Raw genomic sequence first — 25,187 nt, 5'->3', positions numbered from 1 at the left:
GTGCCCTGCACGTGAGCGCCGGGCAGCGCCACGGGACGCTCAGCGCAGACCCGTGGGCCGCTCGAGCGCGAGACCGACGAGCTCGTCGACCAGTGCCGCGTAGTCGACGCCGGACACGTCCCACAGCCGCGGGTACATCGAGAACGGCGTGAACCCCGGCATCGTGTTGATCTCGTTGACGACGACGTCGCCGTCGTCGGTCACGAAGACGTCGACGCGGGCGAGGCCCTCGCACCCGACGGCGTCGAACGCCCGCACCGCGACGTCCTGCACGCGCGCGACGACGTCCGGGGCGAGGTCGGCCGGGCAGGCCAGCGTCACGCCGGCCTCGTCGAGGTACTTCGCCTCGAAGTCGTAGAACGCGTGCCGTGAGTCGGTCACGACGATCTCCCCCGGCAGCGAGGCGCGTGCCGGCGCGCCTGCACGTCCGCCGAGGACGCCGCACTCGATCTCGCGGCCGACGAGGGCCGCCTCGACGATCACCTTGGGGTCGTGCTCCCGCGCGGTCGCGATCGCGGCCGGCAGGTCCGCGGCGTCGTCGACGCGCGAGATGCCGAGGCTGGACCCGGCGCGCGCGGGCTTGACGAACAGCGGCAGGCCGAGGTCCGCGACGACCGCGTCGAGCGTGGCGACGTCGACGGGACGACCGGCGGGCAGCACCCGGAACGGTCCGACCATGAGCCCCGACCCGGCGAGCACGAGCTTCATCATGTGCTTGTCCATGCCGACCGCGGACGCCAGCACGCCCGAGCCGACGTACCGCACGTCCGCCAGCTCGAGGAGCCCCTGGAGTGTCCCGTCCTCGCCGAAGGGCCCGTGCAGGAGCGGGAAGACGACATCGACGGCACCCAGCGGGGCGTCGAGCCGGCCGTCACGCAGGAGCCGCACGTCGCGGTCGGTCGTGCCCTGCGGCAGCAGCACGTGGGTGGAGGTGTCCTCGACCTCCGGCAGCACGCCGTCGCGGATGGCCCAGTGGTCGGGGTCGTCGTCGGCGAGCACCCACTGGCCCGCGCGCGTGATCCCCACCGCGACGACGTCGTACCGGTCCCGGTCGATCGCCCGCAGCACGCCGCCGGCGGTCGCGCAGCTGATCGCGTGCTCGCCCGAGCGTCCTCCGAAGAGCACCATGACCCGGGGGCGGTGACCTCCGGGTCCGCCGGCACCGTCGGTGCGGCCGTCAGCGTCGGTCAGGGGGATCCTCGTGGCGTCCATCGCGCACCGACCCTACCCTCCCGCGCCGCCCCCGCGGGCCGCGCGGGCGGCGGCCCCGGGCGTAACCTGCCACCCGTGACGACCCCGGCGCCCGCCTCCCCGGACCTCCCGCCCACCGACCCGACACCGGTCTCGCCGCGGACGCTCGTCGTCAGCGCCGGGCGCCCGCCCCGCACGCCCGGCGGATCGCTCAACCCGCCCGTCGTGCTGTCGTCGACGTTCGTCTCCCAGGGATCGCCCGCGCCCGGCGAGCACCTGTACGGCCGGATCGGCACGCCGGCCTGGGAGCCGTTCGAGCAGGCGCTCGCGGCCCTCGAGCGCCTCGACCACGCCACGCTCGGCCTGCCGTCGGACGGTCCCCCGGCGACGGTGTTCGCGTCCGGCATGGCGGCGATCGACGCCGCGCTCGCCCTCGTGCCCGTCGGCGGACGCGTGGTCGCGCCCCGGCACGCCTACCAGGTCACGCTGGTGCTCCTGCGCGAGCTGGAGGAGCGCGGTCTGCTGCGTCTGGACGTGGTCGACGTCGCGGACACCGAGGCCGTCGTGGCCGCGCTCCGGGGCGCCGACGGGACGCCTGCGGCGATGCTCTGGCTCGAGTCCCCCACCAACCCGATGCTCGAGGTCGCCGACGTCCCCGCCCTGGTGGCGGCCGCGCACGACGTCGACGCCCTCGTCGTGGTCGACAGCACCTTCGCGACGCCCCTCGTCCAGCGGCCGCTCGCGCACGGCGCGGATGTCGTCGTGCACTCGGTCACCAAGTACCTCGCGGGGCACTCGGACGTCGTGCTGGGTGCCACCGTGGCGGACGACCCGGCCCTGCACGGCCGGCTCGTCGCGCACCGCACCACGCACGGCGCGATCGCCGGTCCGTTCGAGGTGTGGCTCGCGCTGCGGGGGCTGCGCACGCTCGCGCTGCGCGTCGAGCGCGCGCAGGCCAACGCCGCCGAGCTGGCGCGCCGCCTCGCGGACCACGCCCACGTCGTCGAGGTGCGCTACCCCGGGCTGCCCGGCGACCCGGGCCACGCACGTGCCGCCGCCCAGATGGACGGGTTCGGTGCGATCGTCGGCCTGCGGCCGGCCGGCGGTGAGGCCGGCGCCGACGCGCTCGTCGCCACGGTCCGGCTGTGGGTGCCTGCCACGAGCCTCGGGGGCGTGGAGTCGACGCTCGAGCGTCGACGCCGCTTCGCCACGGAGTCCCCCACGGTGCCGCAGGACCTCGTCCGGCTGTCCGTCGGGATCGAGGACGTCGACGACCTGTGGGCCGACCTCGATGCGGCGCTGACGGCGGCGAGCCGGACCGCGCAGGCCTGAGCGGACGCCAGGGCGCCGGCCCACGACGCCTCGGGTCAGACGCCCTCGGCCTTGTGGGGCCGCGCCAGGAGGAGCCCGGCCAGGTGCTCGACCGGGAGGTCCTCGTGCAGCACCTGCACGACCGCCGAGGTGATGGGCATGTCCACCCCCAGCGACGTCGCCAGCGCCAGCACCGACCGGGAGGACTTGACGCCCTCGGCGGTGCCGCCCGTCGCGACGATCGCCTCGTCGAGGCTCATGCCGCGCCCGATGTGCACGCCGAGGGTGTGGTTGCGCGAGTCCGGCGACGCGCACGTCGCCATGAGGTCGCCCATGCCGGCCAGGCCCGGGAACGTGTCCGCGTCGGCACCGAGCGCGAGCCCGAGCCGCGTGATCTCCACCAGGCCGCGCGTGATGACGGTCGCCATGGTGTTGAACCCCATCCCCCGCCCCTGGGAGATGCCCACGGCGAGCGCGATGACGTTCTTCACGGCACCGCACAGCTCGACGCCCACGACGTCCGGGTTGGTGTACGGACGGAAGTACGACGACGCGCACGCGCGGGCCACCAGGCGGGCGGTCGCGTCGCTGGTCGACGCGACGACGGTCGCCGTGGGCTGACGCTGCGCGATCTCCCGCGCGAGGTTCGGGCCGGACAGCACCGCGACGCGGCTCGCGTCGATGCGCAGGCTCTGGGCGACGACCTCGCTCATCCGCTGGTCGGTGTCGAGCTCGACACCCTTCATGAGCGACACGACGACGGTGTGCGCGGGGACGGCGTCCGCGAGCGGGGCCAGCACGTCGCGCGCCCGCTGCGAGGGCACCGCCACCGCCAGCACGTCGGCCCCCGCGACGGCCTCACGCGCGTCGAGGGTCGCGGTGACGCCCGCGGGCAGCTCGATCCCCGGCAGGTAGCGCGTGTTGCGCCCCTCGCGGGCGATCTCCTGGACGGTCGCGGCGTCCCGCCCCCAGACGGTCACCTGGCAGCCCGCGTCCGCCAGGACGGCCGCGAACGTCGTGCCCCAGCTGCCCGACCCGAGCACCGCCGCCCGCAGCGGCGTGTCCTCGCTCGTCATGCCGCGCTCCCGTCGCCGGTCGCACGCCTGCGCCGCATGTCGTAGCGCTCGGCGGGTGCCTGCTCGGCGCGGATCTGCTCGAGCAGGACCGTGATCGCCGCCATGACCCGTTCGGTCGCCTCGCGCAGCGTCGCGGTGTCGTGCGGCCTGTCGTAGAGGTCGGACAGGTCGACCGGCGGACCCGCGACGACGGTGACCTTCTTGCGGGGGAACGGCTTGAGGACCTTGCCGTAGCGGGCGAGCAGGTCCTGCATGCCCCACTGCGCCACGGGCACGACGGGTGCGCGGGTCGTCAGCGCGAGCCGGGCCACCCCGGTGCGCCCCGCCATGGGCCACAGGTCCGGGTCACGCGTGAGGGTCCCCTCGGGGAAGACGGCGACGCACTCGCCCTGCTGGACCGCGACCACCGCGGACCGCAGCGAGTCGCCCGCGGCGGCCGTCTCGCGGTGCACCGGGATCTGGCCCGTGGCCCGCAGGACGGGTCCGACGACGGGCACGCCGAAGAGCGAGGACTTGGCCAGCACGCGGGGTACGTGGCCGTTGTCCCACAGGTAGTGCGCGAACGTCAGCGGGTCCACCTCCGTGAGGTGGTTCGCGACGGCGATGAACCCGCCCTCGGCGGGCAGGTGCTCGGCACCGTGCCAGTCGGGGCGAGTCGTCGCGAACAGGAACGTGCGCACGATGCGTGCGACGTTGCGGTAGACGAGGTTGGAACGCGACGGCGACGGCACGGGAACCGATGGTAGCCGTGCCGTCGGGGCGCGCGTCCCGCCGTCCCGTCAGCGCCGCCCGTGGTCCTCACGGCTGAACTGCGCTCCGAGCGCCTCGAGCTTGTCGGTGAACCGCTCGTAGCCCCGGTCGATGAGGCTGATGCCGCGCACCGCCGACGTGCCCTTGGCCGCCAGCGCCGCGATGAGGTGGCTGAAACCGCCGCGCAGGTCCGGGACCTCGATCTCGGCCGCCGACAGGGGCGTCGGGCCCGAGATCACGGCCGAGTGGTAGAAGTTGCGCTGTCCGAAGCGGCACGGCCGCCCGCCCAGGCACTCCTTGTAGACCTGGATGGTGGCACCCATGCCGACGAGCGCGTCGACGAACCCGAAACGGTTCTCGTACACCGTCTCGTGGACGATCGACAGGCCGCGCGCCTGGGTGAGCGCCACGACGAGCGGCTGCTGCCAGTCCGTCATGAACCCGGGGTGCACGTCGGTCTCGAGCTGGATCGAGCGCAGGTCCCCGCCCGGGTGGAAGAACCGGATGCCGCCGTCGTCGATCGTGAACTCGCCGCCGACCTTGCGGAAGGTGTTGAGGAAGGTCGTCATCTCCGGCTGGGTCGCGCCACGCACGTAGACGTCACCACCGGTCGCCAGGGCGGCGGACGCCCAGGACGCCGCCTCGATGCGGTCCGACAGCGCGGTGTGCTGGAAGCCCACGAGCCGGTCGACGCCCTCGATGCGGATGACGCGGTCGGTGTCGACCGAGATGATCGCGCCCATCTTCTGCAGGACGTTGATGAGGTCCATGATCTCGGGCTCGATCGCCGCGTTCGCGAGCTCCGTGATGCCCTCGGCGCGCACGGCGGTCAGCAGCAGCTGCTCGGTGGCCCCGACGCTGGGATAGGGCAGCGCGATCTTCGTGCCCTGCAGGCGGTGCGGCGCCCGGATGTGGATGCCGTTGTGGGTCTTGTCCACGACGGCACCGAACTGGCGCAGGATGTCGAGGTGGAAGTTGATCGGCCGGTCGCCGATCCGGCAGCCGCCCAGGTCGGGGATGAACGCCTCGCCCAGGCGGTGCAGCAGCGGTCCGCAGAACAGGATCGGGATGCGGCTGGAGCCGGCGTGCGCGTCGATGTCCGCCACGTGGGCGGACTCGACGTCGGTCGGGTCCAGGCTGATCGTGCCGGCGTCCTCGTCGATCTCGACCTTCACGCCGTGCAGGCGCAGCAGGCCGGACACGACGGTCACGTCGCGGATCTGGGGCACGTTGCGCAGCTCGCTGGGCGTCTCGCCCAGGAGTGCGGCGACCATCGCCTTGGAGACGAAGTTCTTGGCCCCTCGGACGGTGATCTCGCCCTGAAGCGGGTTGCCACCGTCGACGTACAGCAGGTCGCTCATGGACACATCGTCCCTCACCGCGCGGTGTGCGCACGTCATCTGCGGCCGCGTCGGCGCAGCCCTCGCAGAACCCTCACAACGGCTCCGGGCGTGCGCTCGCCGGTGGCGTGCGCCCCCCCCGGACGCCCCGGCAGGTCAGAGGCGCGACCCTCGGATCAGGCGCCGCGCGTCGGGCCGAGACCCAGCGGCACGACGGGACGGGCGGGGCGCACGTCGACGGGCGGCAGGTGCTTGGCCGGCAGCGTCGCGGGGCGCCAGGACTCGCGGCGCTTCTCGAACTCGGTGATCTCGTCGGCGTGCTGGAGCGTCAGACCGATGTCGTCGAGGCCCTCCATGAGGCGCCAGCGCGTGTAGTCGTCCACCTGGAACGGGACGACCACGTCGTCGCACGTCACGGTGCGCGACGCGAGGTCGACCGTCACCTCGGTGCCGGGGCGCGTCTCGAGGATCTTCCACAGCAGCTCGACGTCCTCCTGGCCGACCTGGGCCGCCAGGAGTCCCTGCTTGCCGGAGTTGCCGCGGAAGATGTCGGCGAACCGCGCCGAGATGACGACGCGGAAGCCGTAGTCCTTGAGCGCCCACACGGCGTGCTCGCGCGACGAGCCGGTGCCGAAGTCGGGACCGGCCACGAGGACCGACCCGGAGCGGTAGGCGTCCTGGTTGAGCAGGAAGTCCGGGTCGCCGCGCCACGCGGCGAACAGGGCGTCCTCGAAGCCCGTGCGCGTGACCCGCTTGAGGTACACGGCGGGGATGATCTGGTCGGTGTCGACGTTGCTGCGACGCAGCGGGACGCCGACCCCGGTGTGCTGGGTGAACTTCTCCATGATGGGTTCCTACCTGGGGTGTCGGGGGGCGTCAGGCGGTCTGCAGCGCGTCGTCGGGCGTCAGCGGGCTGCCGTCCGGGACGGGGACGTCGGCGCCGAGGTCCGCGACCGACGACAGCGTGCCGCGGATCGCCGTGGCGGCGGCGACCAGCGGCGAGACGAGGTGCGTGCGTCCGCCCTTGCCCTGCCGGCCCTCGAAGTTGCGGTTCGACGTCGACGCCGAGCGCTCCTGCGGCGCGAGCTGGTCGGGGTTCATGCCCAGGCACATCGAGCAGCCGGCGTTGCGCCACTCGGCGCCGAAGTCGAGGAAGATCTGGTCCAGGCCCTCGGCCTCGGCCTGCAGCCGGACCCGCGCGGACGCGGGCACGACCAGGACGCGCACGTCGTCGGCCTTCTTGCGGTCCTTGACGAGCTTGGCGACGGCCCGCAGGTCCTCGATGCGGCCGTTGGTGCACGAGCCGATGAAGACCGTGTCGACCTTGATGTCGCGCAGCGGCTGGCCGGGGACCAGGCCCATGTACTCGATCGCGCGCTCGGCCGCGACGCGCTCGTTGGCGTCGGCGATCTGCTCCGGCACGGGGACGTTGCCGGACAGCGGCAGGCCCTGGCCGGGGTTGGTGCCCCACGTCACGAACGGCTCGAGGTCGGCCGCCTCGAGCACGACCTCGGCGTCGAAGACCGCGTCGTCGTCGGTGCGCAGCGTGCGCCAGTACTCGACGGCCGCGTCCCAGTCGGCGCCCTCGGGAGCGTGCGGGCGGCCCTTGAGGTACGCGAACGTCGTCTCGTCCGGCGCGATCATCCCCGCACGCGCACCGGCCTCGATCGACATGTTGCAGATGGTCATCCGCCCCTCCATCGAGAGGTTGCGGATGGCCTCGCCGCGGTACTCCAGGACGTAGCCCTGACCGCCGCCGGTGCCGATCTTGGCGATGATCGCCAGGATGATGTCCTTGGCGCTCGCACCGATCGGCAGGGCGCCGTTGACGGTGATCGCCATCGTCTTGAACGGCGCCAGCGGGAGCGTCTGCGTCGCGAGGACGTGCTCGACCTCGCTCGTGCCGATGCCGAACGCGAGCGCGCCGAAGGCGCCGTGCGTCGAGGTGTGCGAGTCGCCGCAGACGACCGTCAGGCCCGGCTGCGTCAGGCCGAGCTGCGGCCCGACCTGGTGCACGATCCCCTGGTCGGCGTCGCCCAGCGAGTGGATCCGCACGCCGAACTCGGCGACGTTGTTCCGCAGCGTCTGGATCTGCGTCCGGCTCGTCAGGTCGGCGATGGGCCGGTCGATGTCGAGCGTCGGCGTGTTGTGGTCCTCGGTGGCGAGGGTGAGGTCGGGGCGACGGACCGGGCGACCGGCCAGGCGCAGGCCCTCGAAGGCCTGCGGGCTCGTGACCTCGTGCACCAGGTGCAGGTCGATGTACAGCAGGTCCGGTGCGCCGTCCGTGCCGCGTCGCACGACGTGCGCTTCCCAGACCTTCTCCGCCAGCGTGCCGGCCATGTTCGTCGTTCCTCTCGTCCGGGCGGGGGCCTCCCGGGTCACCGAGCCGATGACTGTCCGCCGAGGCACGTGTGTCCCCCGGCTTGCATCTCAGCCTTCGAGACGCCAATATCGACCTATGGACAACTCTAGCGGAGTCGGCGTCCTGGACAAGGCCGCATCGGTGCTCAGCGCCCTCGAGGCCGGACCCGCGACCCTCGCGCAGCTCGTCGCCGCCACCCATCTTGCACGCCCGACGGCCCATCGCCTCGCCGTCGCGCTCGAGCACCACCGTCTGGTGGCACGTGATCTGCAGGGCAGGTTCGTCCTCGGGCCGCGCCTGTCGGAGCTCGCGACGGCCGCCGGCGAGGACCGCCTGCTGGCCGCCGCCGGGCCCGTGCTCACGCTGCTGCGCGACCACACCGGCGAGAGCGCCCAGCTCTACCGCCGGCAGGGCGACCAGCGGATCTGCGTCGCGGCCGCCGAGCGGCCCATCGGGCTGCGGGACTCCATCCCCGTGGGTGCCACGCTGACGATGCAGGCCGGCTCCGCCGCCCAGGTGCTCCTGGCGTGGGAGGAGCCCGACCGGCTGCACCGCGGGCTGCAGGGCGCCAAGTTCACCGCCACCATCCTGTCGGGCGTCCGTCGCCGCGGCTGGGCGCAGTCCGTCTCCGAGCGCGAGGTCGGTGTCGCGTCGGTGTCCGCGCCCGTGCGCGGTCCGTCGGGACGCGTCGTGGCGGCCGTGTCCGTCTCCGGGCCCCTCGAGCGCCTGTCGCGCCAGCCCGGCCGGCTGCACGCCGCGGCCGTGGTGTCCGCCGCGAACCGCCTCACCGAGGTCCTGCGCCGCACCGCGGACTGAGCACACCGTCGAGCCCGGGCCCCGGTGCAGCACACCGGGGCCCGGGCTCCGACGTGCCGCGCAGCCGCACACCGACGGCTCGGCCGACCTGAGCATGGCGAGCCGAGCGTCACGAGCTGGGCATGGGACGACGAAGGCCCGGTCACCTGTGGTGACCGGGCCTTGACCGTACCCCCGACCGGATTCGAACCGGCGCTACCGCCGTGAGAGGGCGGCGTGCTAGGCCGCTACACAACGGGGGCCTTGCGCACGACCCGTGGGCCGCGTGCCGAGTGGATACTGTACCCGACGTCCGTCGTGAGTCGAAATCGATCTCGACGGTCGCGGGCCCGCCACCAGGGCGGGGATCCGTGCTGCCCACCGGACTGACGTCCGCCGGACAACGCTGGGGTACCAGGACTCGAACCTAGACTAACTGAACCAGAATCAGTCGTGCTGCCAATTACACCATACCCCACGGGCTGTGACTGACCCCCGAAGAGGTCCGTACGCAGCACCATCGGTACGTGTCTCGGGGACCCGTACCGGCGGTGAACATTACCTGAGCGGGAGGGCAGGGTCCAACCGGCCCCCGGTGGCGCCCGTCACGCGGCGGCGCGGGGCTCAGCCTGCGGGGATCTGGCCGATCTCCGTCACGTCGTACCAGAGCAGGTCGCGGTCCTCCAGGCGCTCGATCGCGAACTCGTCCCCCGTGGCGGCCGCCGCGACGTCCGCGGCCGCTGCGGGCTCGTCGACGTGGACGCTGACCATCTGGCCGAGCTCGACCCGGCACACCACCTCCACGGCGGACGGCACCGGCGGGTCCTCCAGGTCGCGCACGCAGGCCTCGGGCACGTCGGCCGCGACGACCACCCGCAGCGACGGCGCGTCAGGGCTGCCCGCCAGCAGCAGCAGGGACCCGTCGGCGGCACCCGCCTGGGCGGCATACTCCCACCCCTCCTCGTCCTCGTCGGGCCACAGGGTGCGCAGCGCCGGGGTGACGGCGTGCGCGACCCGTGGTGCCAGGAGCACCGGGGAGACGTGCTGGAGCTCGGCGAGGGTCACGGGCAGGTAGACGCGCACAGGCCCAGTGTGCCGCTGCCGGGCACTCAGCCGACCGGTACGCGGCCCACCGGCGCGTCGGCCCGCACCGTGGCGGCGACCTCCGCGGCCAGTGCGGCCAGGCTGCGCCGCGCGGGCGAGCCGGGCGCCACCTCGCGCAGCGCGCGACCCTCGAGCATCGCGGCGTCCACCGCCGACCGGTCCTCGGGCACGAGCAGGACGTCCTCGACACCGGCGTACCGCGCGAGCGCGGCCGCGACGGCCTCCCCCGGGCGTGACCCCGCCACGGTGGACCGCACCCGGTTGACCACCACGCGCCGGGTCAGGGCCAGGCCACGGTCCGCCACGTCGGCCAGCGCACGCACGAGGCGCTGGACGCCCACGGGATCGGCGGTGCCGACGACGACCACGAGGTCGGCCTGCTCGAGGGCGGTCAACGTCGCGGCGTTGCGGGCCGGCGCACGCGTGTCGTAGCTGAGCATCTCGTCCTGCTCGAGGCAGAAGCCGGTGTCGACCACCGTGACGTCCGCCAGCGCACGCGCCTGCGAGAGGACCAGCTCGAGCGAGCTCGCGGGCAGCTCGGGCCAGCGGTCGGCGCGCGAGATCCCCGACAGCAGACGCAGCTCGGGCAGCACCACGGGCGCCAGCCGTGCGAGCGTCGGCAGGTCCAGCGCCCCCTGGCCCGCGGCCCGCGCGGCCGCCGCCACGCCGGGCGCCTCGTCCAGCACGCCCAGGACCTGCGCGACCACCCCGCCGTAGGTGTCCGCGTCCACGAGGAGCGTCCGGCGGCCGAGCGCCGCCAGCTCGGCCGCGAGGTTGACCGCGACGAACGTGCGCCCCGGCGCACCGGTCGCGCCCCAGACCGCGACGGTCGTCCCGTGACGCGTGGGCGACACCGGCTGCGGTGCCGCCACCGGCGGCACCTGCCCGCCGCCGAGCACGGAGAGCGCCTCGCGCACGACGTCGGGCACGCGCCCGTCGACGTCGACGTCCACGACCAGGTCCGCACCGTGGGCGGTCAGCCGCTCCGCGAGCCACGGTCGCGACGGGTCGCCCAGGCCGACGACGCGCACACCGCACCGGTGCAGGACCGCGACCGCCTCGCGGTCGAGCCTGTCGAGGTCTCCCGACACCACGGCCAGACCGCCCAGGCCGGCCTCCGCGGCCGCCAGGAGCTCGGTCAGGTCGGCGCAGCGTCGCGTGACGGACAGCCGTCCGCCCGAGCCCTCCACGGCCTGCACGATCGCCGACTCCGCCGCCCCCTGGACGGCGCACAGCACCCCGACGCCCATCTCAGGCGCCCGGCACAGGGACGACGTCGACGGTGCCGCCGCCGGCGAGCGCGGCGAGGACCTCCGGGAGGTCCTCCACGGGCACCAGCACGTGGACGGTGCGGGCGCCGCCGCTCGCGAACGCCCCGTCGGCGCTGCTCAGCTCCGCGACCGTGAGCGCCGTGGCGAGCTCGTGCGGCGTGACGGCGACGACCGCCCCACCCGCCGGCGGGGCCGAACCACCCTCGGGCGTGAACCACAGGTCGACGCGGGAGCCGGCGACGAGCCCGCTCGGCGCCGGCCCCGACAGCGTGACGGGCACCGCACGGACGTCCAGGTCCGCGGCGTCCCCCACCGCTGCCGCGGGGACGAGCTCACCGGCGCCCACGGTGCGCAGCAGCACGCCCGCGTCGGGCAGCGGCTCGTCCGCGCGCAGGTAGCCGTCGACGTGGTCGGCGAGCCGGACGTCGGCCACCACCACCGCGGACGAGGTCAGGGCCGCGCCGGGGACCAGCACCTCGCGCGCCACGTACACGGGGACGGTGCGCTGCGCCGTCGTGACGGCCCAGCTCCCGAGCGCGACGGACGCCGCGATCAGGGCCAGCCCCACGAGCAGCCGGGGGTCGCGCCAGCCGGGACGGCGCAGACGGGCGGCCGTCGGGGCGGGCAGGTCGAGCACGGAGGTGTCCACGGAAGGCTCCAGGTCAGCAGGGGCAGCAGGTGGCGGCGCGCCACCGTCGGACGTGGTCGGGCGGGCGGGCGCCGCCGTGGCCGGTGGTGACGGCAGGACGAGTGTGGCGTGCCCGGGGGGCGGCGCGGTGGGGTCGGTCCGCAGCCTGTGGACAACGGTCCCGGCCGCACCCGGCGTGCGAGACTTCGACCATGGCACCGAGGTTCCTGACGCTCGCCGACGTGTCCGAGATCCTCAACATCTCGGCGCCCCAGGCGTACGCGCTCGTCCGCTCCGGCGAGCTGCCCGCGATCCAGATCGGCGGGCGGATGCAGTGGCGCGTCGAGACCGCCGAGCTGGAGCGCTACATCGAGCGCATGTACGCCGAGACCCGGGCCCGCACGGCGCACGGGACGGCCTCCGAGGGCTCGGTCTGACCGACCCCGCGGCAGCACCCCTCACCGCGACACCACCGCGAGCAGGGCACCGAACGGCACGATGACGACCCGGCCCACCGGCGTGAGCTGCGTCAGGTCGAGGTGGTCGGCACCCACGCGGTCGAGCCGTCCCGTGACCTCGCCCGCATCGGTCCGCACGGTGACCACCGTCCGGTCGCGCGCGAGTGCCCGCAGCACGTGACCGAGGCCGAGCGCCGACTCGAGCCGACCGGCGGCCGGCGCCACGCCCGCCCCCAGCCCCTCGACGGTCCGGACGGCCGCCGTGGGGACGACCGCCCGACGCCCGGCACCCAGGTCCAGCAGCACCCACTGCGCGCCGGCGTCGACCACGACGCCGTCGAGCGGCTCCTCGTGCGCCGTCACGATGCGCAGGCGCGCGCCGGTCGCGGCGCGCAGGCGGTCCGACAGCGCCACGCGTCCGCGCTCGGCACGCGTCAGCTCGGCGACGTCCCACCGGGCCTCCTCGGCACGCCCGGCGGCCAGCTGTCCCTCGAGGTCCGTGAAGAGCTGCTCCCACCGGTGCGACGGCACAGGAGGCCGCGCACCGGGGCCGTCGTCACTCACGGACCGGACCTTACTGGACATACCGCACGGACTCGACTACACCTGTCACCACCAGACTTCATCAAACGACGTCAAACTGCATCATCGAGGAGCAACGTGACCGACCGACCGAAGAACCTGCACGCGCGCCCGCCGCGTCCCGCCGCCACCGCGGCCGGGCTCGTCCTGGCCGGCGCCGCGGGGCTCGCCGTCGCGGCCGGGCTCGGCCTGTGGGTCGTCGACCACGTCGCCTCGACCGACCTGTGGCGCGTCGAGACGGTCGTCGCACCGCTCGTCGTGGTGGTCGGCGTCCTCGCGGCGGCGTGGGTGGGCGCGTCGGCGCTCGTGGCCGGGGCCTGCGCCGCCGTCCGTTCGGCGGGCGGCGCCTGGCGCGGCGGCGAGGTCGCCGTGCACCGCTGGGCGCCGGGCCTCGTGCGCCGCGCCCTGGCCGTCGCGGTGGCGGCAGGCGTCGGGCTGACCGGTGCCGCCGGTGCCTACGCCACCGCCGACGCGCCCCCGGCCCCCGTGGTCGTCACCGTCGACCTCGGCTGGTCGCCGACCGCCACGGACCCGGCAGCGCCGTCGCAGGGCGCCACCGAGGCGGCGTCGTCCGAGGTCGTGCCCGTGGCCTCGCAGGTGCCCACGATCACGGCGGCGGCCGCGGCCGCTGCGCCCGCCGGCAGCGTCGAGGTCCGACCCGGCGACACGCTGTGGGGCCTCGCGGCACGCGCTCTGGGACCCGGCGCGTCCGACGCCGCCATCGCCGCCGAGTGGCCGCGGTGGTACGCGGCGAACGCCGCGACCATCGGGCCCGACCCCGACGTCCTGCAGCCCGGCCAGGTGCTGGTCGTCCCCACCCACCCCGACGGAGGCGCCCGATGACCACCCTTCCCGATGACGACGTGGCGCCCACGGCTCTCGAGGACGCCGTCGCGCGGCTGGACGCGGGCGCACCGCCGCCACCGGCGCGTGCACCGGAACGGCGCCTCACGTCCGTGAGCGCACCGGGCCCCGGGCCGGCGGAGGGCGCCGACCCGCGACGCCGGGAGCCGCGTCCGCGACTGCGGCTGGTGCCGGCGCTTCCGCCGGCCCACTCCTCACCCGCCCGGGGGCCGGTCGTGCCTCCGCTGCTGCGGGACCGCGCTCGCGAGGTCGGGGCGGACGACCGCGCACGGACGGCCGAGCCGGACGACGACCGCGGTGCCGCACCGGCGACCGACGCCGGCCGGTTCGCCCACGGCGTCGGGCTCGCGTGCGTCGAGGTCGTGCTGGGACGCCGGCCGCCGGGCCAGCTCGCGCGGTGGGTCGCACCCGAGGTGCTCGAGTCCCTGCAGGAGACCGCCGAGATGGTCCGACGCGCAGGGGTGCTGACCCACGCCCGGCGTCCGGCGGCGCGCCGGGTCCGGGTGTGCGCGGTGGACCGTCACACCGCGGAGGCATGCCTCGTGGTGGACGACGGGGCGCGCGTGCGCGCCGTCGCGCTGCGGCTCGAGGCCCACCGGGGTGCGTGGCGCGTCACCACGCTCGAGATCGGGTGAACGTCCCCCGTGCGGCCCGGCCACCGGCCCGGTCCGTGGCCTCGAGCCACGGACCGGGAGACCGGCGTCAGCGCTTGCGCTGCTTGGCCTGCTTGCGCCGGTCCGCGCGGTTGGCGCTGCCCGAGGAGGCCGCAGCCGGCCGTGCGGCACGACTGCCACCGTCGGCCCGCGTGACGACCTCGCCGTCACCGTCGGCGGACGGCGCCGAGTACTGCAGCGGCGTGCGCTCGGCGGGACCGTCGATGCCCTTCGCGACGAGCGCGCCGGACGCGCCGTCCCCGTCGACGGGCCGCGGTGCCGCGGCCGCCGCACCGACCGAGCCCGCTGCCTGCGCGGCCGAGTCGGCGCTGATGACGGGCGCGTCCGACGGCTGGGCGACCTGCACCTCGAGGTTGTAGAGGTACTGGACCGACTCCTCCTTGATGGCGTCGGTCATGGCCGTGAAGAGCTGGAAGCCCTCGCGCTGGTACTCGATCAGCGGGTCGCGCTGAGCCATCGCCCGCAGGCCGATGCCCTCCTTGAGGTAGTCCATCTCGTAGAGGTGCTCGCGCCACTTGCGGTCGAGGACCGAGAGCACCACGCGCCGCTCCAGCTGACGCATGTTCGCCTCGCCCAGGGTCTGCTCGCGCTCGGCGTACGCGTGCTCGGCGTCCGACAGCACCTCGCGCGTGAGCAGCTCGGCCGAGAGCCGCGTCGGGCCGCCCGCCTCCTCGATGACCTCCTCCGGGGTGATCGACACCGGGTACACGCCCCGCAGGGCGGTCCACAGGGCCTCGAGGTCCCAGTCCTCGGGACGCCCCTCGGCCGTGGCGAGCGCGACGTACTCCGAGAGCACGTCCGTGCGGAAGTGGGTGACCTGCTCCTGCAGGTCCTCACCGTGCAGCACCCGGCGGCGCTGCTCGTAGATGACCTCGCGCTGGCGGGACATCACGTCGTCGTACTTCAGGACGTTCTTGCGGATCTCGAAGTTGCGCGCCTCGACCTGCGACTGCGCCGACTGGATGCCCCGGGTCACGATCTTGGACTCCAGCGGCATGTCCTCCGGGAACCCGGCCCGCGTCATCATCGACTCGGCGAGACCGGAGTTGAACAGACGCATGAGGTCGTCCTGCATCGACAGGTAGAACCGGGACTCCCCCGGGTCGCCCTGACGGCCGGAGCGACCACGCAGCTGGTTGTCGATGCGACGCGACTCGTGGCGCTCGGTGCCCAGCACGTACAGACCGCCGAGCTCGGTGACCTCGTCGTGCTCGGCCGCGACGGCGAGCTTGGCCTTCTCGAGGACCTCGGGCCACGCGGCCTCGTACTCCTCCGCGTTCTCCGCCGGGTCCAGGCCGCGCTCGTTCATCTCGGCGACGGCCATGAACTCCGCGTTGCCACCGAGCATGATGTCGGTGCCACGGCCGGCCATGTTGGTCGCGACCGTCACCGCGCCCTTGCGCCCGGCCTGCGCCACGATCGACGCCTCACGCGCGTGCTGCTTGGCGTTGAGCACCTCGTGCGGGACGCCCTGCTTCTTGAGCTTGGACGAGAGCAGCTCCGACTTCTCGACGCTGGTCGTGCCGACGAGGACGGGCTGGCCCTTGGCGTGCCGCTCGACGATGTCCGCGACGACGGCGTCGAACTTGCCCTCCTCGGCCTTGTAGACGAGGTCCTTGCCGTCGATGCGCTGCATCTGACGGTTGGTGGGGATCGGGACGACGCCCAGCTTGTAGGTGCCCTGGAACTCCGCGGCCTCGGTCTCGGCCGTACCGGTCATGCCGGCGAGCTTGTCGTACAGGCGGAAGTAGTTCTGCAGCGTGATCGTGGCGAGCGTCTGGTTCTCGGCCTTGATCGCCACGCCCTCCTTCGCCTCGATCGCCTGGTGCATGCCCTCGTTGTAGCGACGACCGGCCAGGATGCGGCCCGTGTGCTCGTCGACGATGAGGACCTCGCCGTTCATCACGACGTAGTCCTTGTCGCGCTTGAAGAGCTCCTTGGCCTTGATCGCGTTGTTGAGGAAGCCGATGAGCGGGGTGTTGAGCGACTCGTAGAGGTTGTCGATCCCCAGGTAGTCCTCGACCCGCGCGATGCCCGGCTCCAGCACGCCCACGGTGCGCTTCTTCTCGTCGACCTCGTAGTCGCGGTCCGGCTGGAGACGCCGCACGACCTTGGCGAACTCGCCGTACCACCGGTTGGCGTCACCCGAGGCGGGGCCCGAGATGATCAGCGGCGTGCGGGCCTCGTCGATGAGGATGGAGTCGACCTCGTCGACGATCGCGAAGTGGTGTCCGCGCTGCACGAGGTCGTCGACGCTCCACGCCATGTTGTCGCGCAGGTAGTCGAAGCCGAACTCGTTGTTCGTGCCGTACGTGATGTCGGCGGCGTACTGCTCCCGGCGCTGGGCGGGCGTCAGCTGCGACAGGATCGTGCCCGTCGACATGCCGAGGAACCGGAACACGCGACCCATGAGGTCGGCCTGGTAGCCCGCGAGGTAGTCGTTGACCGTGACGACGTGGACGCCCTTGCCGGTCAGCGCGTTGAGGTAGGCGGGGGCCGTCGCGACCAGCGTCTTGCCCTCACCGGTCTTCATCTCGGCGATGTTGCCCAGGTGCAGCGCGGCACCACCCATGAGCTGGACGTCGAAGTGCCGCTGGCCGAGTGTCCGGCGGGACGCCTCGCGCACCGCGGCGAACGCCTCGGGCAGCAGGTCGTCGAGCTTCTCACCCTCGGCGAGCCGCGCCTTGAACCGGTCGGTCTCCTCGCGCAGCTCGGCGTCGGACAGCGACGTGAAGCTGTCCTCCAGCGCGTTGACCTGGGACGCGATACCGGACAGCTTCTTGAGGATCCGCCCCTCGCCCAGCCGGAGGACCTTCTCGAGGATCGCCGTCACGCAACTCTCCCGACGTCGTTGGCGCCCGTCCGCTCACGGCGTCGGGGCGTGCGTGTCGCCCGACCGCTCGACCGGGCCCGACCATCGTAGGCGAGCCGCGGGACCGACGGGGTCGTCGTTCAGCCCGTGGCAGCGGCGAGCTCGCGCACGAGCGCGGCGGCGAGGCTGCCGGACGTGTCGGGCCCGACGCGGACGTCGGTCAGTCCCAACCACCCCGCCATCGTCCACAGCTCGGCCGCGAGCTCGTGCGCGACCTCGACGTCGCCGGGTGCTCCGTGGGCCTCGTCCCCCGCCGGGCCCGGCGTCCGGTGCACCGCCGGCACGCGCAGCACGCCCGCGCGCCGGTCCGCCTTGAGGTCGACGAGGGCCACCAGCCGCTCGCCCAGGAGGAACGGCAGGACGTAGTACCCCCAGACCCGCGCCGCGGCCGGGACGTAGATCTCGATGCGGTAGCGGAGGTCGAACAGGGCCTCGGTGCGCGTGCGCTCCCACACGAGGGGGTCGAACGGGCTGAGCAGCGCACGCCCCCGCGCGCGGCGCGGCACGTGCGCGTCGCGGTGGAGGTAGAGCGGACCGCGCCAGCCCTCGACCTCGACCGGCCGGAGCACCCCGTCGGCGACGAGCTCCGCGACGACCGTGCTCGTCGGTGCGACCGCGGTGCGCCAGTGGTCCGCCAGGCACCGCACGCTCGCCACGCCGTGGGCCCGCGCGGCGATCTCGACCAGCCGTCGCCGCGCCGTCGCCTCGTCGGCCTGCGGCGCCGCGAGCACGTCCGGCGGGAGGACCCGGTCGGGACGGTCGAAGCGACGCTCGAACTGCGGGTTGCGACCGGCGGTCGTGAGCTCCCCCACGAAGAAGAGGTGCTCGAGCGCGCGCTTGGCGTCGGTCCACGACCACCCCCACGCCGCCGAGCGCCGGCCGCCGCCCCCGAGGATCTCCTGCACCTCCCGCGCCGTCACCGGGCCCCGCTCGTCGACGATGCGGCGGACGGCCGCGACCTCCGGCGAGCGGCCGACGGGGACGCCGTGCAGCGCGTCCCCCCGCCGCTCCACCGCCGCACGGTTGCCGGCGTGCTTGAACGCCAGGTCACGGAACGTCGCGGGCGGCACGAGCGACGCCTCGTGGGCCCACGTCTCGACCAGGCGGCGCGGCCGCCGTGCCGTCGCGCGGTCCAGCGCCGTGACGTCCCACGCGCCGACGCGCGAGTAGACGGGCATGAGGTGGGCCCGCGCCAGCACGTTGACCGAGTCGACCTGCAGCAGGCCGAGCCGGTCGACGACCCGCTGCAGCTCGCGAGCACCGCCCGGCGCCGACCGCGCGGGACGGGGCCGGTCCAGGCCGGAGGCGTGCAGGACGGCGCGACGTGCCTGCGAGCGGGTCAGCCTCTCGGGCCGGGCGTCCACCATGCCCCGATCCTGCCCGCTCCCCCTGACACCGCCGCGCGGGTCTGCCGACGCCCGACGCCGACGGGACTGAATCCTTTCTTGCCGCGACGCCCGCACGCGGCACGCGCGCCCGCGCGCCTCTGCGCAAGTTTCGCTCGTGACGGCGGGGTGGACTGTCGACCAGCCCGCCCGACCGCAGCAGGAGTGGAACAGGCGCGCTGCTCAGCCGGCTTGAGACCGGTTGCTGAAGCGGTGTACCGCGGCCCAGGACGGCGAATCGCTTCAGAGCGGACGCCCTGGTGACCGAAAGTTTTCCGAAACTTCCTCGCAGACCTTGACGCACACCGCACCTGGCGGCGAACGTCGTTGCCCGGCCGCCGAGCTCTCGGCACGCGTGGCGGCCACGACCGACCGAACTCCCGGTGCCGGACGGACCGCGCCGTCCGGCACCGGGGCTCCACCGCCGCCCGCGCCGGGCCGGCCGGCGGCCCTGCACGGCACGGGGCGGCGGGCCTGCCGGCCCACCGCCCCGTGACATCGTCCCGCTGGCGTCAGCCGGCGACCCGGTGCGACCCGCCGGTCACGACCGGCGCGTCGAGCTTGATGACTCCGTAGCTCCAGCCGCGGCGGCGGTACGCGACCGCCGGCTGGGCCGTCTCCGCGTCGACGAACAGGTAGAAGTCGTGCCCGACGAGCTCCATCTCGTACAGCGCGTCGTCCACCGTCATCGGCTGCGCCCGGTGCACCTTCTCGCGGATGAGGACCGGGGAGTCACCCAGAGCCGTCTCCGTGACCCCGTCCTCGCCCGGCTCGGGCGCCTGGGGAGCCGGCGGCTCCGGCGCGGGAGGACGGACGTCCACGGGCGCCAGCGGAGTGTGGTTGCGGTGGTCCTTGCGCCGGTCGCGCGCACGGCGCAGGCGCTCGAGGAGGCGGCCGAGGGCGACGTCCAGGGCGGCGTACGCGTCGTCGGCGCACGCCTCCGCCCGGATGACAGGACCCTTGTCGACCACCGTCAGCTCGACCTTCTCGCTGCTGCCGGACTGGCGCGGACTCGGTTCGTGCGACACGAGGACGTCGACGCGCTGCGCGCGCGGGGCCAGCTGCTCGATCTTCGCGAGCTTGCTCTCGAGGTGGGCGCGATACCGCGGGGACACCTCGGTGTGCCGGCCTGCAACCACGATCTCCATGTGGGCCTCCTGGGAGGTCAGGGGCGGGCTGCGCCCGCCCGGACGAGACGTACGTCTACGGCCCCACGACGGGGGCGGACGGCATCACCTCCTCGGCCGCGCTTCCCCCGCCGGACTGCTGCGGGAGGTGCTCACGGCGTCGTACCCAGGATCTCACGCTATTCGTCCTCGGCGTGCCCGGGACCCCGTGCGCTGCTCCGTACGGAGGACCCCAGGGGGCTGCGGCCCGACGGCGCCGGCGTGGCGGCGAGCGCGACGCCACCCAGGACGGACGCCCCGGCGGCCGTGAGGGCGGCGTGGCAGGCGGCGAGCGTCGCACCCGTGGTGAGCACGTCGTCCACGAGCACGACCCGCCGGCCGCGGAGGCGCGCGGCCCGGTGCGCGCGCACCCTGCCCCCGAGCGCCGCACCCCGTGCGCGCGCGCCGAGCCCCGCGAGGTCGGGGCCCGCGGACCGCCGCAGCGCACCGGCCCGCACCGCCGGCACGCCACCGTCCCGCAGGCCCGCGGTCACGGCTGCCGCCAGCACGTCCACCGGCGCGCGCCCGCGTCGGCGGCGGGCGGCGGCCGTCGACGGCACGGCCACCACGAGGACGGGGAGGTGCCCCGCACGGGTCGCGTCGGGCAGGTGGGCGGCGACCGCCGCTCCCGTGCGGCGGGTCGCGGCGGTGAACGGCCGGTCGAGGTCGCTGCGTCCGCCGTCCTTCCACGCGGAGACGGCGTGCCGCACGGGCCCGACGAACACCGCGGGCGCCCACACGGGCAGGAGGGTCCGGCCGTCGAGGAGGTCGAGCCGGCCGGCCCCGTGGTCGCGGCGGACGGCGGCGCCGCACAGGGTCTGCGCGCACGTCGGGCACCACGTCACGTCCCGCCAGCCGCACCCTGCGCACGCCACCGGGACGACCAGCCCGACGAGGTCGCGGCACGCCGCGACGAGGAGTGCCCGCAGGGCGCCGCGGCGCCGGGTGGTCGGCCGGGACACGTCGGGGGCCGGGGAGGTCGGCGGTTCGCAGGGCACGCCGCCAGCCTGTCGCGCGTACGGCACACCCTCCGGGACCGACCGACGACCCGTGGACGACCTCACCGGCACGTGCACCTGGGGTCGGCTGGGCGACCGTCGAGGGCCCGCCGGCGTCAGCCCGGGAACGCCGCCCCGGCGACGTCGAGCACGCCCGTCACACCGGGCACGGCGACCCACGTACCGCCCTCGTAGCGCAGGAGGTCACCGTCGGCCGTGACGACGTACAGCAGGCGTGACCCGCGGTCGGCGGCGAGCTCGACGGCGTCGGCCACCGCGGGCAGCGGCGTGCTGCTGCCCGAGACCGGCACCAAGTACGGCGTCGCACCGGCGTCCCCCTCGGCCAGCATGCCGAGCGTGACGTCGTCGACCCACACGATCGACGCGGCGTCCGCCGGGGTGAGCGCGCCACCGGCGCGCACGCCCGGGCCGATCGTGAGAGGGACGCCACCGCCGTCGCGCGTCACGCCCGCCACGTTGAGGGTCACGCCGTCGGGCCCGCGGGACACGATCGCCACGCGCGTGCCGTCCCGCGACACCCGCACCGCCTGCACGGTCCGTCCCGCCAGCCAGTCCGCGGTGACCTCGACGGCCGTGCCGTCGAGCCGTACCGCGTCGAGCCGCCCCGTGCCCGAGCCCCGGGCCGTCCACACCCACGCGTAACGGTCGACCGACGGTGCCGCGAGGGCCGGGCCCGTCAGCAGGGTCCGCTGCTCGGCGCTGCCGACGGGCACCGTGACGAGGGTCGAGGGGTCGGCGAGCGCGACACGGACCAGACCGTCCGCCGAGCGCGCCGGACTTCCGGGCGCGGTGCCCTGGACAGCGCCCGCACCCTCGACGGTCGCGGGCGCGTCGGCGATGACCCGCAGCGTCTGCCCGTCGACGAGGACCTCCAGCTCTCCCGCGTCGGGGGTCGACAGCTCGTCGGGCACGCCGTCGATCACGGCACCGCCTGCGCCGGCCCGCACGACCAGGGTCGTCACGCCCAGGGGCCGCAACGACGCGTCGAGCTGGGCGAGCAGCAGCCCGCGGTCCGCCTCCAGGACCGCACGCGCCGGCTCCAGCGTCATCTCCGCCACGCCGCCGCGCTCGAAGGAGACGGCCTCCGGCTTGAGCTCGGTCCCCGGCGGGATCGCGGACGTCACGGCGTCCCGCAGCCAGGGCGACGGTCCCGCCAGCAGCGCACGCACCACGGCCGTCGGGACGTTGCGGTCGCGGAAGAACCGCACCTCCGGGACGAGCACCTTGCTGTCCGGGGTGAGGAAGTACAGGGACGTCGGGCGGAACTGCTGGGCGAAGCGCCGCGAGTCCACGACGAGGACGTCGGGTGCGTACGCGATGCGCCAGGCCCCCCGCGTGTCCTGCACCAGCTCGTAGCGCAGCGTCTCCAGGGCGTCGGCGGGGACCTCCAGGTACCGGCCGTCGACGTCGACCTTCGCCTTGACCGCCAGGGACACCGTGACCTGGGCGTCGCCCGTCTGCTCGACCTTCGTCGTGCTCGCGACGATCGTCTCGCCGCCCGGGTCCCACTCCGAGCGCTCGTCGGCGGCGAGGAACTGCCGCGTGACGTCGAAGTCGCCGGTGACCTCGGCGTCCATGGCCAGCAGGAAGCCCTCGACGATGCGAGTCGGCTCGGCGTCGGTCTGCGGGCCCTGCGCCAGGACGAAGACGCCGTCCTGCTCGCGCACCTGCCCGCCGTCGCCGGCCGTGACCGGCCCGCCGGTCGGGATCGCCACGCACCCCGTCATCAGCGCGACGACGAGGGCGGCGCACCCGAGCGCGCGCGACCGCGCGCCGCGCGTCACGACCGCCTCCGGGCGGCGCTGCTCACGCTCGGGGCGTCGTCGAGACGCACGTCGGTCCGCACGGGGTCGGTCGGGTTGCTCACGATCGCGATCTCCCCCGTCATGGGCGGCAGGTCGGGCAGCGCCGCGGGGTCGGTGCTCCGCAGCGGCTGGGCGTCCGCCGCGGGCTGGTCGTCCTGGTCCGGGACGAGCGGCAGCGGGGACCCGTCGAGCACGATGCCGGCGCGCCGCGGCAGCGTGAGCCGGAAGCAGGCGCCGCGGCCGGGGCGCCCCCACGCCTCGAGCAGACCGCCGTGCAGGTGCGCGTCCTCGAGCGAGATCGCCAGTCCCAGGCCCGTCCCGCCGGTGGTCCGCGCCCGCGCGGGGTCCGCCCGCCAGAAGCGGTCGAACACGTGCAGCGCCTCGTCCTGCGTCATGCCGACGCCGTGGTCCCGCACCGTCACCGCGACCGCGGTCGCGTCCACCCCGACGCGCACCTCGACGGCCGAGCCGTCGGCGTGCTCGACGGCGTTGACCAGCAGGTTGCGCAGGACCCGCTCCACCCGCCGGGGGTCGATGTCGGCGGTGGCGCGCACCTCCGGCAGGTCGACGTGCAGCCACGACCCGCGACGCACCGCGAGCGGGGTGGCGTTGTCGACGGCCTGCACCACGATGTCGCGCACGTCGCGCCCCTCGGCGTCCAGCACCGCGGCGCCCGCGTCGAAGCGGCTGATCTCCAGGAGGTCGGCCAGCAGGTCCTCGAAACGGTCCAGCTGCGTCGCGAGCAGCTCGGCGGACCGCTTGATGGCGGGGTCGAAGGCCTCCCGCGCGCCGTGGATGACCTCGCCCGCCATGCGGATCGTCGTCAGCGGCGTGCGCAGCTCGTGGGAGACGTCCGACACGAAGCGGCGCTGCAGGAGCGAGAGGTCCTCCATGCGCCGGATCTGGTCCTGCAGGCTCTCCGCCATCTCGTTGAAGGTGCGCGCGAGCGTGGCCATCTCGTCCTGCCCGTGCACGACCATGCGCTCCGACAGGTGACCGTCCGCGAGCCGGTCGGCGACGTGGGCCGCCCGCCGCACGGGGTGCACGGTGCGGCGCGTCACCATCCAGGTCATCGCCGCCAGGAGCGCGACGACCGCGACGGCGGCGAACGTCAGCGTCCGCAGCAGGAAGTCGAGCTGGTCCTGCTCGGCCTTCAGGCTGTACAGGAAGAACATCTGGTAGGTGCCGGCCATCGGGACGTCGACCTCCTGCCCGACGACGATGCCCGGGTCGGTGCGGCCGTCGGCGGCGGGGATCGCGACCGACTGCCAGTGCTGCCCGCCGTCCGCGACCGCCTGCTTGAGGTCGCGGCTCACGAGCTCGACCAGCGAGCGGTCGGTGGCGGTCGCGCCCACGCCGATCGACCCGGTCTGCCCGGGTGCCCGCAGCATGAACACGTCACGCTCCCCCGAGCCGCCGTTGCGCTGCGCGGTGGTCACGTCCTGCAGGTCACGTGCGACGTCCGCGAAGGTGCTGGCCGTGGACGCGGCGAGGACCTCCTGCGTCTGCTCGGTGGCGCGGGCGCTCTCGAAGAGCACCTGCTTCAGGCGCTCGTCGAACAGCTCCGCCCGGGTCACCTCGCCGACGTACCCGCCGATGACCGCGAGGGCGACGAGGCCGATCGTCAGGGTCGAGACCAGGACGCGCAGCTGCAGCGACGAGCGCCACCGCCGCGCCAGGCCGTGCGCGCGCCGCAGCGCACGCGCGCGGGCGAGCCGGAACCGTGCCCTCAGCCGCGGCACGGCGTCGCACCCTCGCTCACGGGCACCCGGGGCACCGTGGTCACGACCCCGCGACGCCCGCCTTGTAGCCGACGCCGCGCACCGTCACGACGATCTCCGGACGTTCCGGGTCGGTCTCGATCTTGGAGCGCAGGCGCTGGACGTGGACGTTGACCAGCCGCGTGTCGGCGGCGTGCCGGTAGCCCCAGACCTTCTCGAGCAGCACCTCGCGCGTGAAGACCTGCCAGGGCTTGCGCGCCAGGGCGACGAGCAGGTCGAACTCGAGCGGCGTGAGCGAGATCGACCGGCCGGCCCGCTCGACGCGGTGACCCGGGACGTCGATCGTCAGGTCGCCGATCGCGAGGTGCTCGGGAGCCGGCTCGTCGCTGCGGCGCAGCCGTGCGCGCACGCGGGCCACGAGCTCCTTGGGCTTGAAGGGCTTGGAGATGTAGTCGTCGGCGCCGGACTCGAGCCCGAGCACGACGTCGACGGTGTCGCTCTTGGCCGTCAGCATGACGATGGGCACGCCGGACTCGCCGCGGATCTGGCGGCACACCTCGGTGCCGTCCTTGCCGGGCAGCATGAGGTCGAGCAGCACGAGGTCCGGCTGCGTGGCCCGGAAGACCCCCAGCGCCTCGTCACCGTCCTCGCAGAAGACCGGCTCGAAACCCTCGGAGCGCAGCACGATGCCGATCATCTCGGCCAGGGCGGTGTCGTCGTCGACGACCAGGACGCGTCCCTTCATGCGGTGATCCTCTCATCGACGGGGCGCGCACCGCGGCGAGCGCGCCGCGCAGCCGGGTGACGTGTGGA

At 74.5% G+C, this 25,187-nt stretch carries 22 protein-coding genes and 2 tRNA genes; 5 read left to right on the top strand and 19 right to left on the bottom strand.

Annotation, left to right across the window (positions count from 1 at the left end; all coding sequences use genetic code 11):
• Positions 1–39: 39 nt before the first annotated feature.
• Positions 40–1,212 carry a D-alanine--D-alanine ligase family protein gene (locus H9657_RS07160; RefSeq protein WP_191781859.1) on the bottom strand — a complete coding sequence of 391 codons (1,173 nt, stop codon included), beginning with the start codon at positions 1,210–1,212 and terminating at the stop codon, positions 40–42.
• A 75-nt stretch (positions 1,213–1,287) separates the two neighbouring features.
• Between H9657_RS07160 and H9657_RS07155 the strand changes: the two genes are divergently transcribed.
• Positions 1,288–2,523 carry a trans-sulfuration enzyme family protein gene (locus tag H9657_RS07155; RefSeq protein WP_191781856.1) on the top strand — a complete coding sequence of 412 codons (1,236 nt, stop codon included), beginning with the start codon at positions 1,288–1,290 and terminating at the stop codon, positions 2,521–2,523.
• Between the two features lie 35 nt (positions 2,524–2,558).
• Here the strand turns inward: H9657_RS07155 and H9657_RS07150 are convergent, their stop codons facing one another.
• From H9657_RS07150 to leuC, 5 genes are all read right to left on the bottom strand, one after another.
• Positions 2,559–3,578: an NAD(P)H-dependent glycerol-3-phosphate dehydrogenase gene (locus tag H9657_RS07150; protein WP_191781854.1), complete on the bottom strand. Its 1,020-nt coding sequence runs from the start codon at positions 3,576–3,578 to the stop codon at positions 2,559–2,561.
• The gene (locus H9657_RS07145; protein WP_191781852.1) at positions 3,575–4,309 is read right to left on the bottom strand and encodes a lysophospholipid acyltransferase family protein; all 735 of its coding nucleotides are present in this window, start codon (positions 4,307–4,309) and stop codon (positions 3,575–3,577) included. Before H9657_RS07145 ends, H9657_RS07150 begins: the two co-directional genes overlap by 4 nt.
• 48 nt (positions 4,310–4,357) lie before the next feature.
• Positions 4,358–5,689, bottom strand: a complete 1,332-nt coding sequence (gene murA, locus H9657_RS07140) for a UDP-N-acetylglucosamine 1-carboxyvinyltransferase (RefSeq protein ID WP_191781850.1) — start codon at positions 5,687–5,689, stop codon at positions 4,358–4,360.
• 155 nt (positions 5,690–5,844) lie between these two features.
• On the bottom strand, positions 5,845–6,513 hold the full coding sequence (gene leuD, locus H9657_RS07135) for a 3-isopropylmalate dehydratase small subunit (RefSeq protein WP_191781848.1): 669 nt from the start codon (positions 6,511–6,513) through the stop codon (positions 5,845–5,847).
• 31 nt (positions 6,514–6,544) lie between these two features.
• Positions 6,545–8,008, bottom strand: a complete 1,464-nt coding sequence (leuC, locus tag H9657_RS07130) for a 3-isopropylmalate dehydratase large subunit (protein WP_191781846.1) — start codon at positions 8,006–8,008, stop codon at positions 6,545–6,547.
• Between the two features lie 118 nt (positions 8,009–8,126).
• Between leuC and H9657_RS07125 the strand changes: the two genes are divergently transcribed.
• A complete protein-coding gene (locus tag H9657_RS07125; RefSeq protein ID WP_013117541.1) occupies positions 8,127–8,846 on the top strand; it encodes an IclR family transcriptional regulator in 720 nt (239 codons plus the stop codon).
• A 169-nt stretch (positions 8,847–9,015) separates the two neighbouring features.
• On the opposite strand, the gene H9657_RS07120 is transcribed toward H9657_RS07125, so the two are convergent.
• The 5 genes from H9657_RS07120 to H9657_RS07100 form a co-directional block, all read right to left on the bottom strand.
• A tRNA-Glu gene (locus H9657_RS07120) sits at positions 9,016–9,088 on the bottom strand.
• Between the two features lie 143 nt (positions 9,089–9,231).
• A tRNA-Gln gene (locus H9657_RS07115) sits at positions 9,232–9,303 on the bottom strand.
• Between the two features lie 146 nt (positions 9,304–9,449).
• Positions 9,450–9,908, bottom strand: a complete 459-nt coding sequence (locus H9657_RS07110; RefSeq protein ID WP_191781844.1) for a DUF6912 family protein — start codon at positions 9,906–9,908, stop codon at positions 9,450–9,452.
• A gap of 26 nt (positions 9,909–9,934) precedes the next feature.
• Positions 9,935–11,179 (bottom strand): AAA family ATPase, encoded by a 1,245-nt coding sequence (locus tag H9657_RS07105; RefSeq protein ID WP_191781842.1) that lies wholly within the window; start codon positions 11,177–11,179, stop codon positions 9,935–9,937.
• Position 11,180: 1 nt separating this feature from the next.
• Positions 11,181–11,849 (bottom strand): CpaB family protein, encoded by a 669-nt coding sequence (locus H9657_RS07100; protein ID WP_191781840.1) that lies wholly within the window; start codon positions 11,847–11,849, stop codon positions 11,181–11,183.
• Positions 11,850–12,040: 191 nt separating this feature from the next.
• Here H9657_RS07100 and H9657_RS07095 point away from each other — a divergent pair, with 191 nt between their 5' ends.
• The gene (locus H9657_RS07095; RefSeq protein WP_191781838.1) at positions 12,041–12,265 is read left to right on the top strand and encodes a helix-turn-helix domain-containing protein; all 225 of its coding nucleotides are present in this window, start codon (positions 12,041–12,043) and stop codon (positions 12,263–12,265) included.
• 21 nt (positions 12,266–12,286) lie between these two features.
• On the opposite strand, the gene H9657_RS07090 is transcribed toward H9657_RS07095, so the two are convergent.
• Positions 12,287–12,850: a hypothetical protein gene (locus tag H9657_RS07090; protein WP_318241358.1), complete on the bottom strand. Its 564-nt coding sequence runs from the start codon at positions 12,848–12,850 to the stop codon at positions 12,287–12,289.
• A 96-nt stretch (positions 12,851–12,946) separates the two neighbouring features.
• Here H9657_RS07090 and H9657_RS19605 point away from each other — a divergent pair, with 96 nt between their 5' ends.
• Together H9657_RS19605 and H9657_RS07080 are read left to right on the top strand one after the other, a co-directional pair.
• On the top strand, positions 12,947–13,711 hold the full coding sequence (locus H9657_RS19605) for a LysM peptidoglycan-binding domain-containing protein (RefSeq protein ID WP_318241356.1): 765 nt from the start codon (positions 12,947–12,949) through the stop codon (positions 13,709–13,711).
• The gene (locus H9657_RS07080) at positions 13,708–14,367 is read left to right on the top strand and encodes an Rv3235 family protein (RefSeq protein WP_191781834.1); all 660 of its coding nucleotides are present in this window, start codon (positions 13,708–13,710) and stop codon (positions 14,365–14,367) included. Before H9657_RS19605 ends, H9657_RS07080 begins: the two co-directional genes overlap by 4 nt.
• Positions 14,368–14,434: 67 nt before the next feature.
• On the opposite strand, the gene secA is transcribed toward H9657_RS07080, so the two are convergent.
• The 7 genes from secA to mtrA all read right to left on the bottom strand — a co-directional run bounded on the left by secA (position 14,435) and on the right by mtrA (position 25,119).
• Positions 14,435–17,239 (bottom strand): preprotein translocase subunit SecA, encoded by a 2,805-nt coding sequence (gene secA, locus H9657_RS07075; protein ID WP_191781832.1) that lies wholly within the window; start codon positions 17,237–17,239, stop codon positions 14,435–14,437.
• Between the two features lie 119 nt (positions 17,240–17,358).
• Positions 17,359–18,645, bottom strand: coding sequence for a winged helix-turn-helix domain-containing protein (locus H9657_RS07070; RefSeq protein WP_191781830.1), 1,287 nt, complete (start codon positions 18,643–18,645; stop codon positions 17,359–17,361).
• A gap of 530 nt (positions 18,646–19,175) precedes the next feature.
• Entirely contained in the window at positions 19,176–19,811 is a 636-nt protein-coding gene (gene hpf, locus H9657_RS07065; protein ID WP_191781828.1) for a ribosome hibernation-promoting factor, HPF/YfiA family, read from the bottom strand.
• Between the two features lie 158 nt (positions 19,812–19,969).
• Positions 19,970–20,827: a ComF family protein gene (locus H9657_RS07060; protein WP_318241355.1), complete on the bottom strand. Its 858-nt coding sequence runs from the start codon at positions 20,825–20,827 to the stop codon at positions 19,970–19,972.
• A 116-nt stretch (positions 20,828–20,943) separates the two neighbouring features.
• On the bottom strand, positions 20,944–22,632 hold the full coding sequence (locus tag H9657_RS07055; RefSeq protein WP_191781826.1) for an LpqB family beta-propeller domain-containing protein: 1,689 nt from the start codon (positions 22,630–22,632) through the stop codon (positions 20,944–20,946).
• On the bottom strand, positions 22,629–24,395 hold the full coding sequence (gene mtrB, locus H9657_RS07050) for an MtrAB system histidine kinase MtrB (protein WP_191781824.1): 1,767 nt from the start codon (positions 24,393–24,395) through the stop codon (positions 22,629–22,631). Before mtrB ends, H9657_RS07055 begins: the two co-directional genes overlap by 4 nt.
• 40 nt (positions 24,396–24,435) lie before the next feature.
• Entirely contained in the window at positions 24,436–25,119 is a 684-nt protein-coding gene (gene mtrA / locus H9657_RS07045; RefSeq protein ID WP_191781822.1) for an MtrAB system response regulator MtrA, read from the bottom strand.
• Positions 25,120–25,187 lie beyond the last annotated feature (68 nt).

Source organism: Cellulomonas avistercoris (assembly GCF_014836445.1).
Lineage (GTDB): Bacteria > Actinomycetota > Actinomycetes > Actinomycetales > Cellulomonadaceae > Cellulomonas > Cellulomonas avistercoris.
Note: the sequence above shows the minus strand (reverse complement) of the source record. Positions and strands in the feature narration are given on the sequence as shown.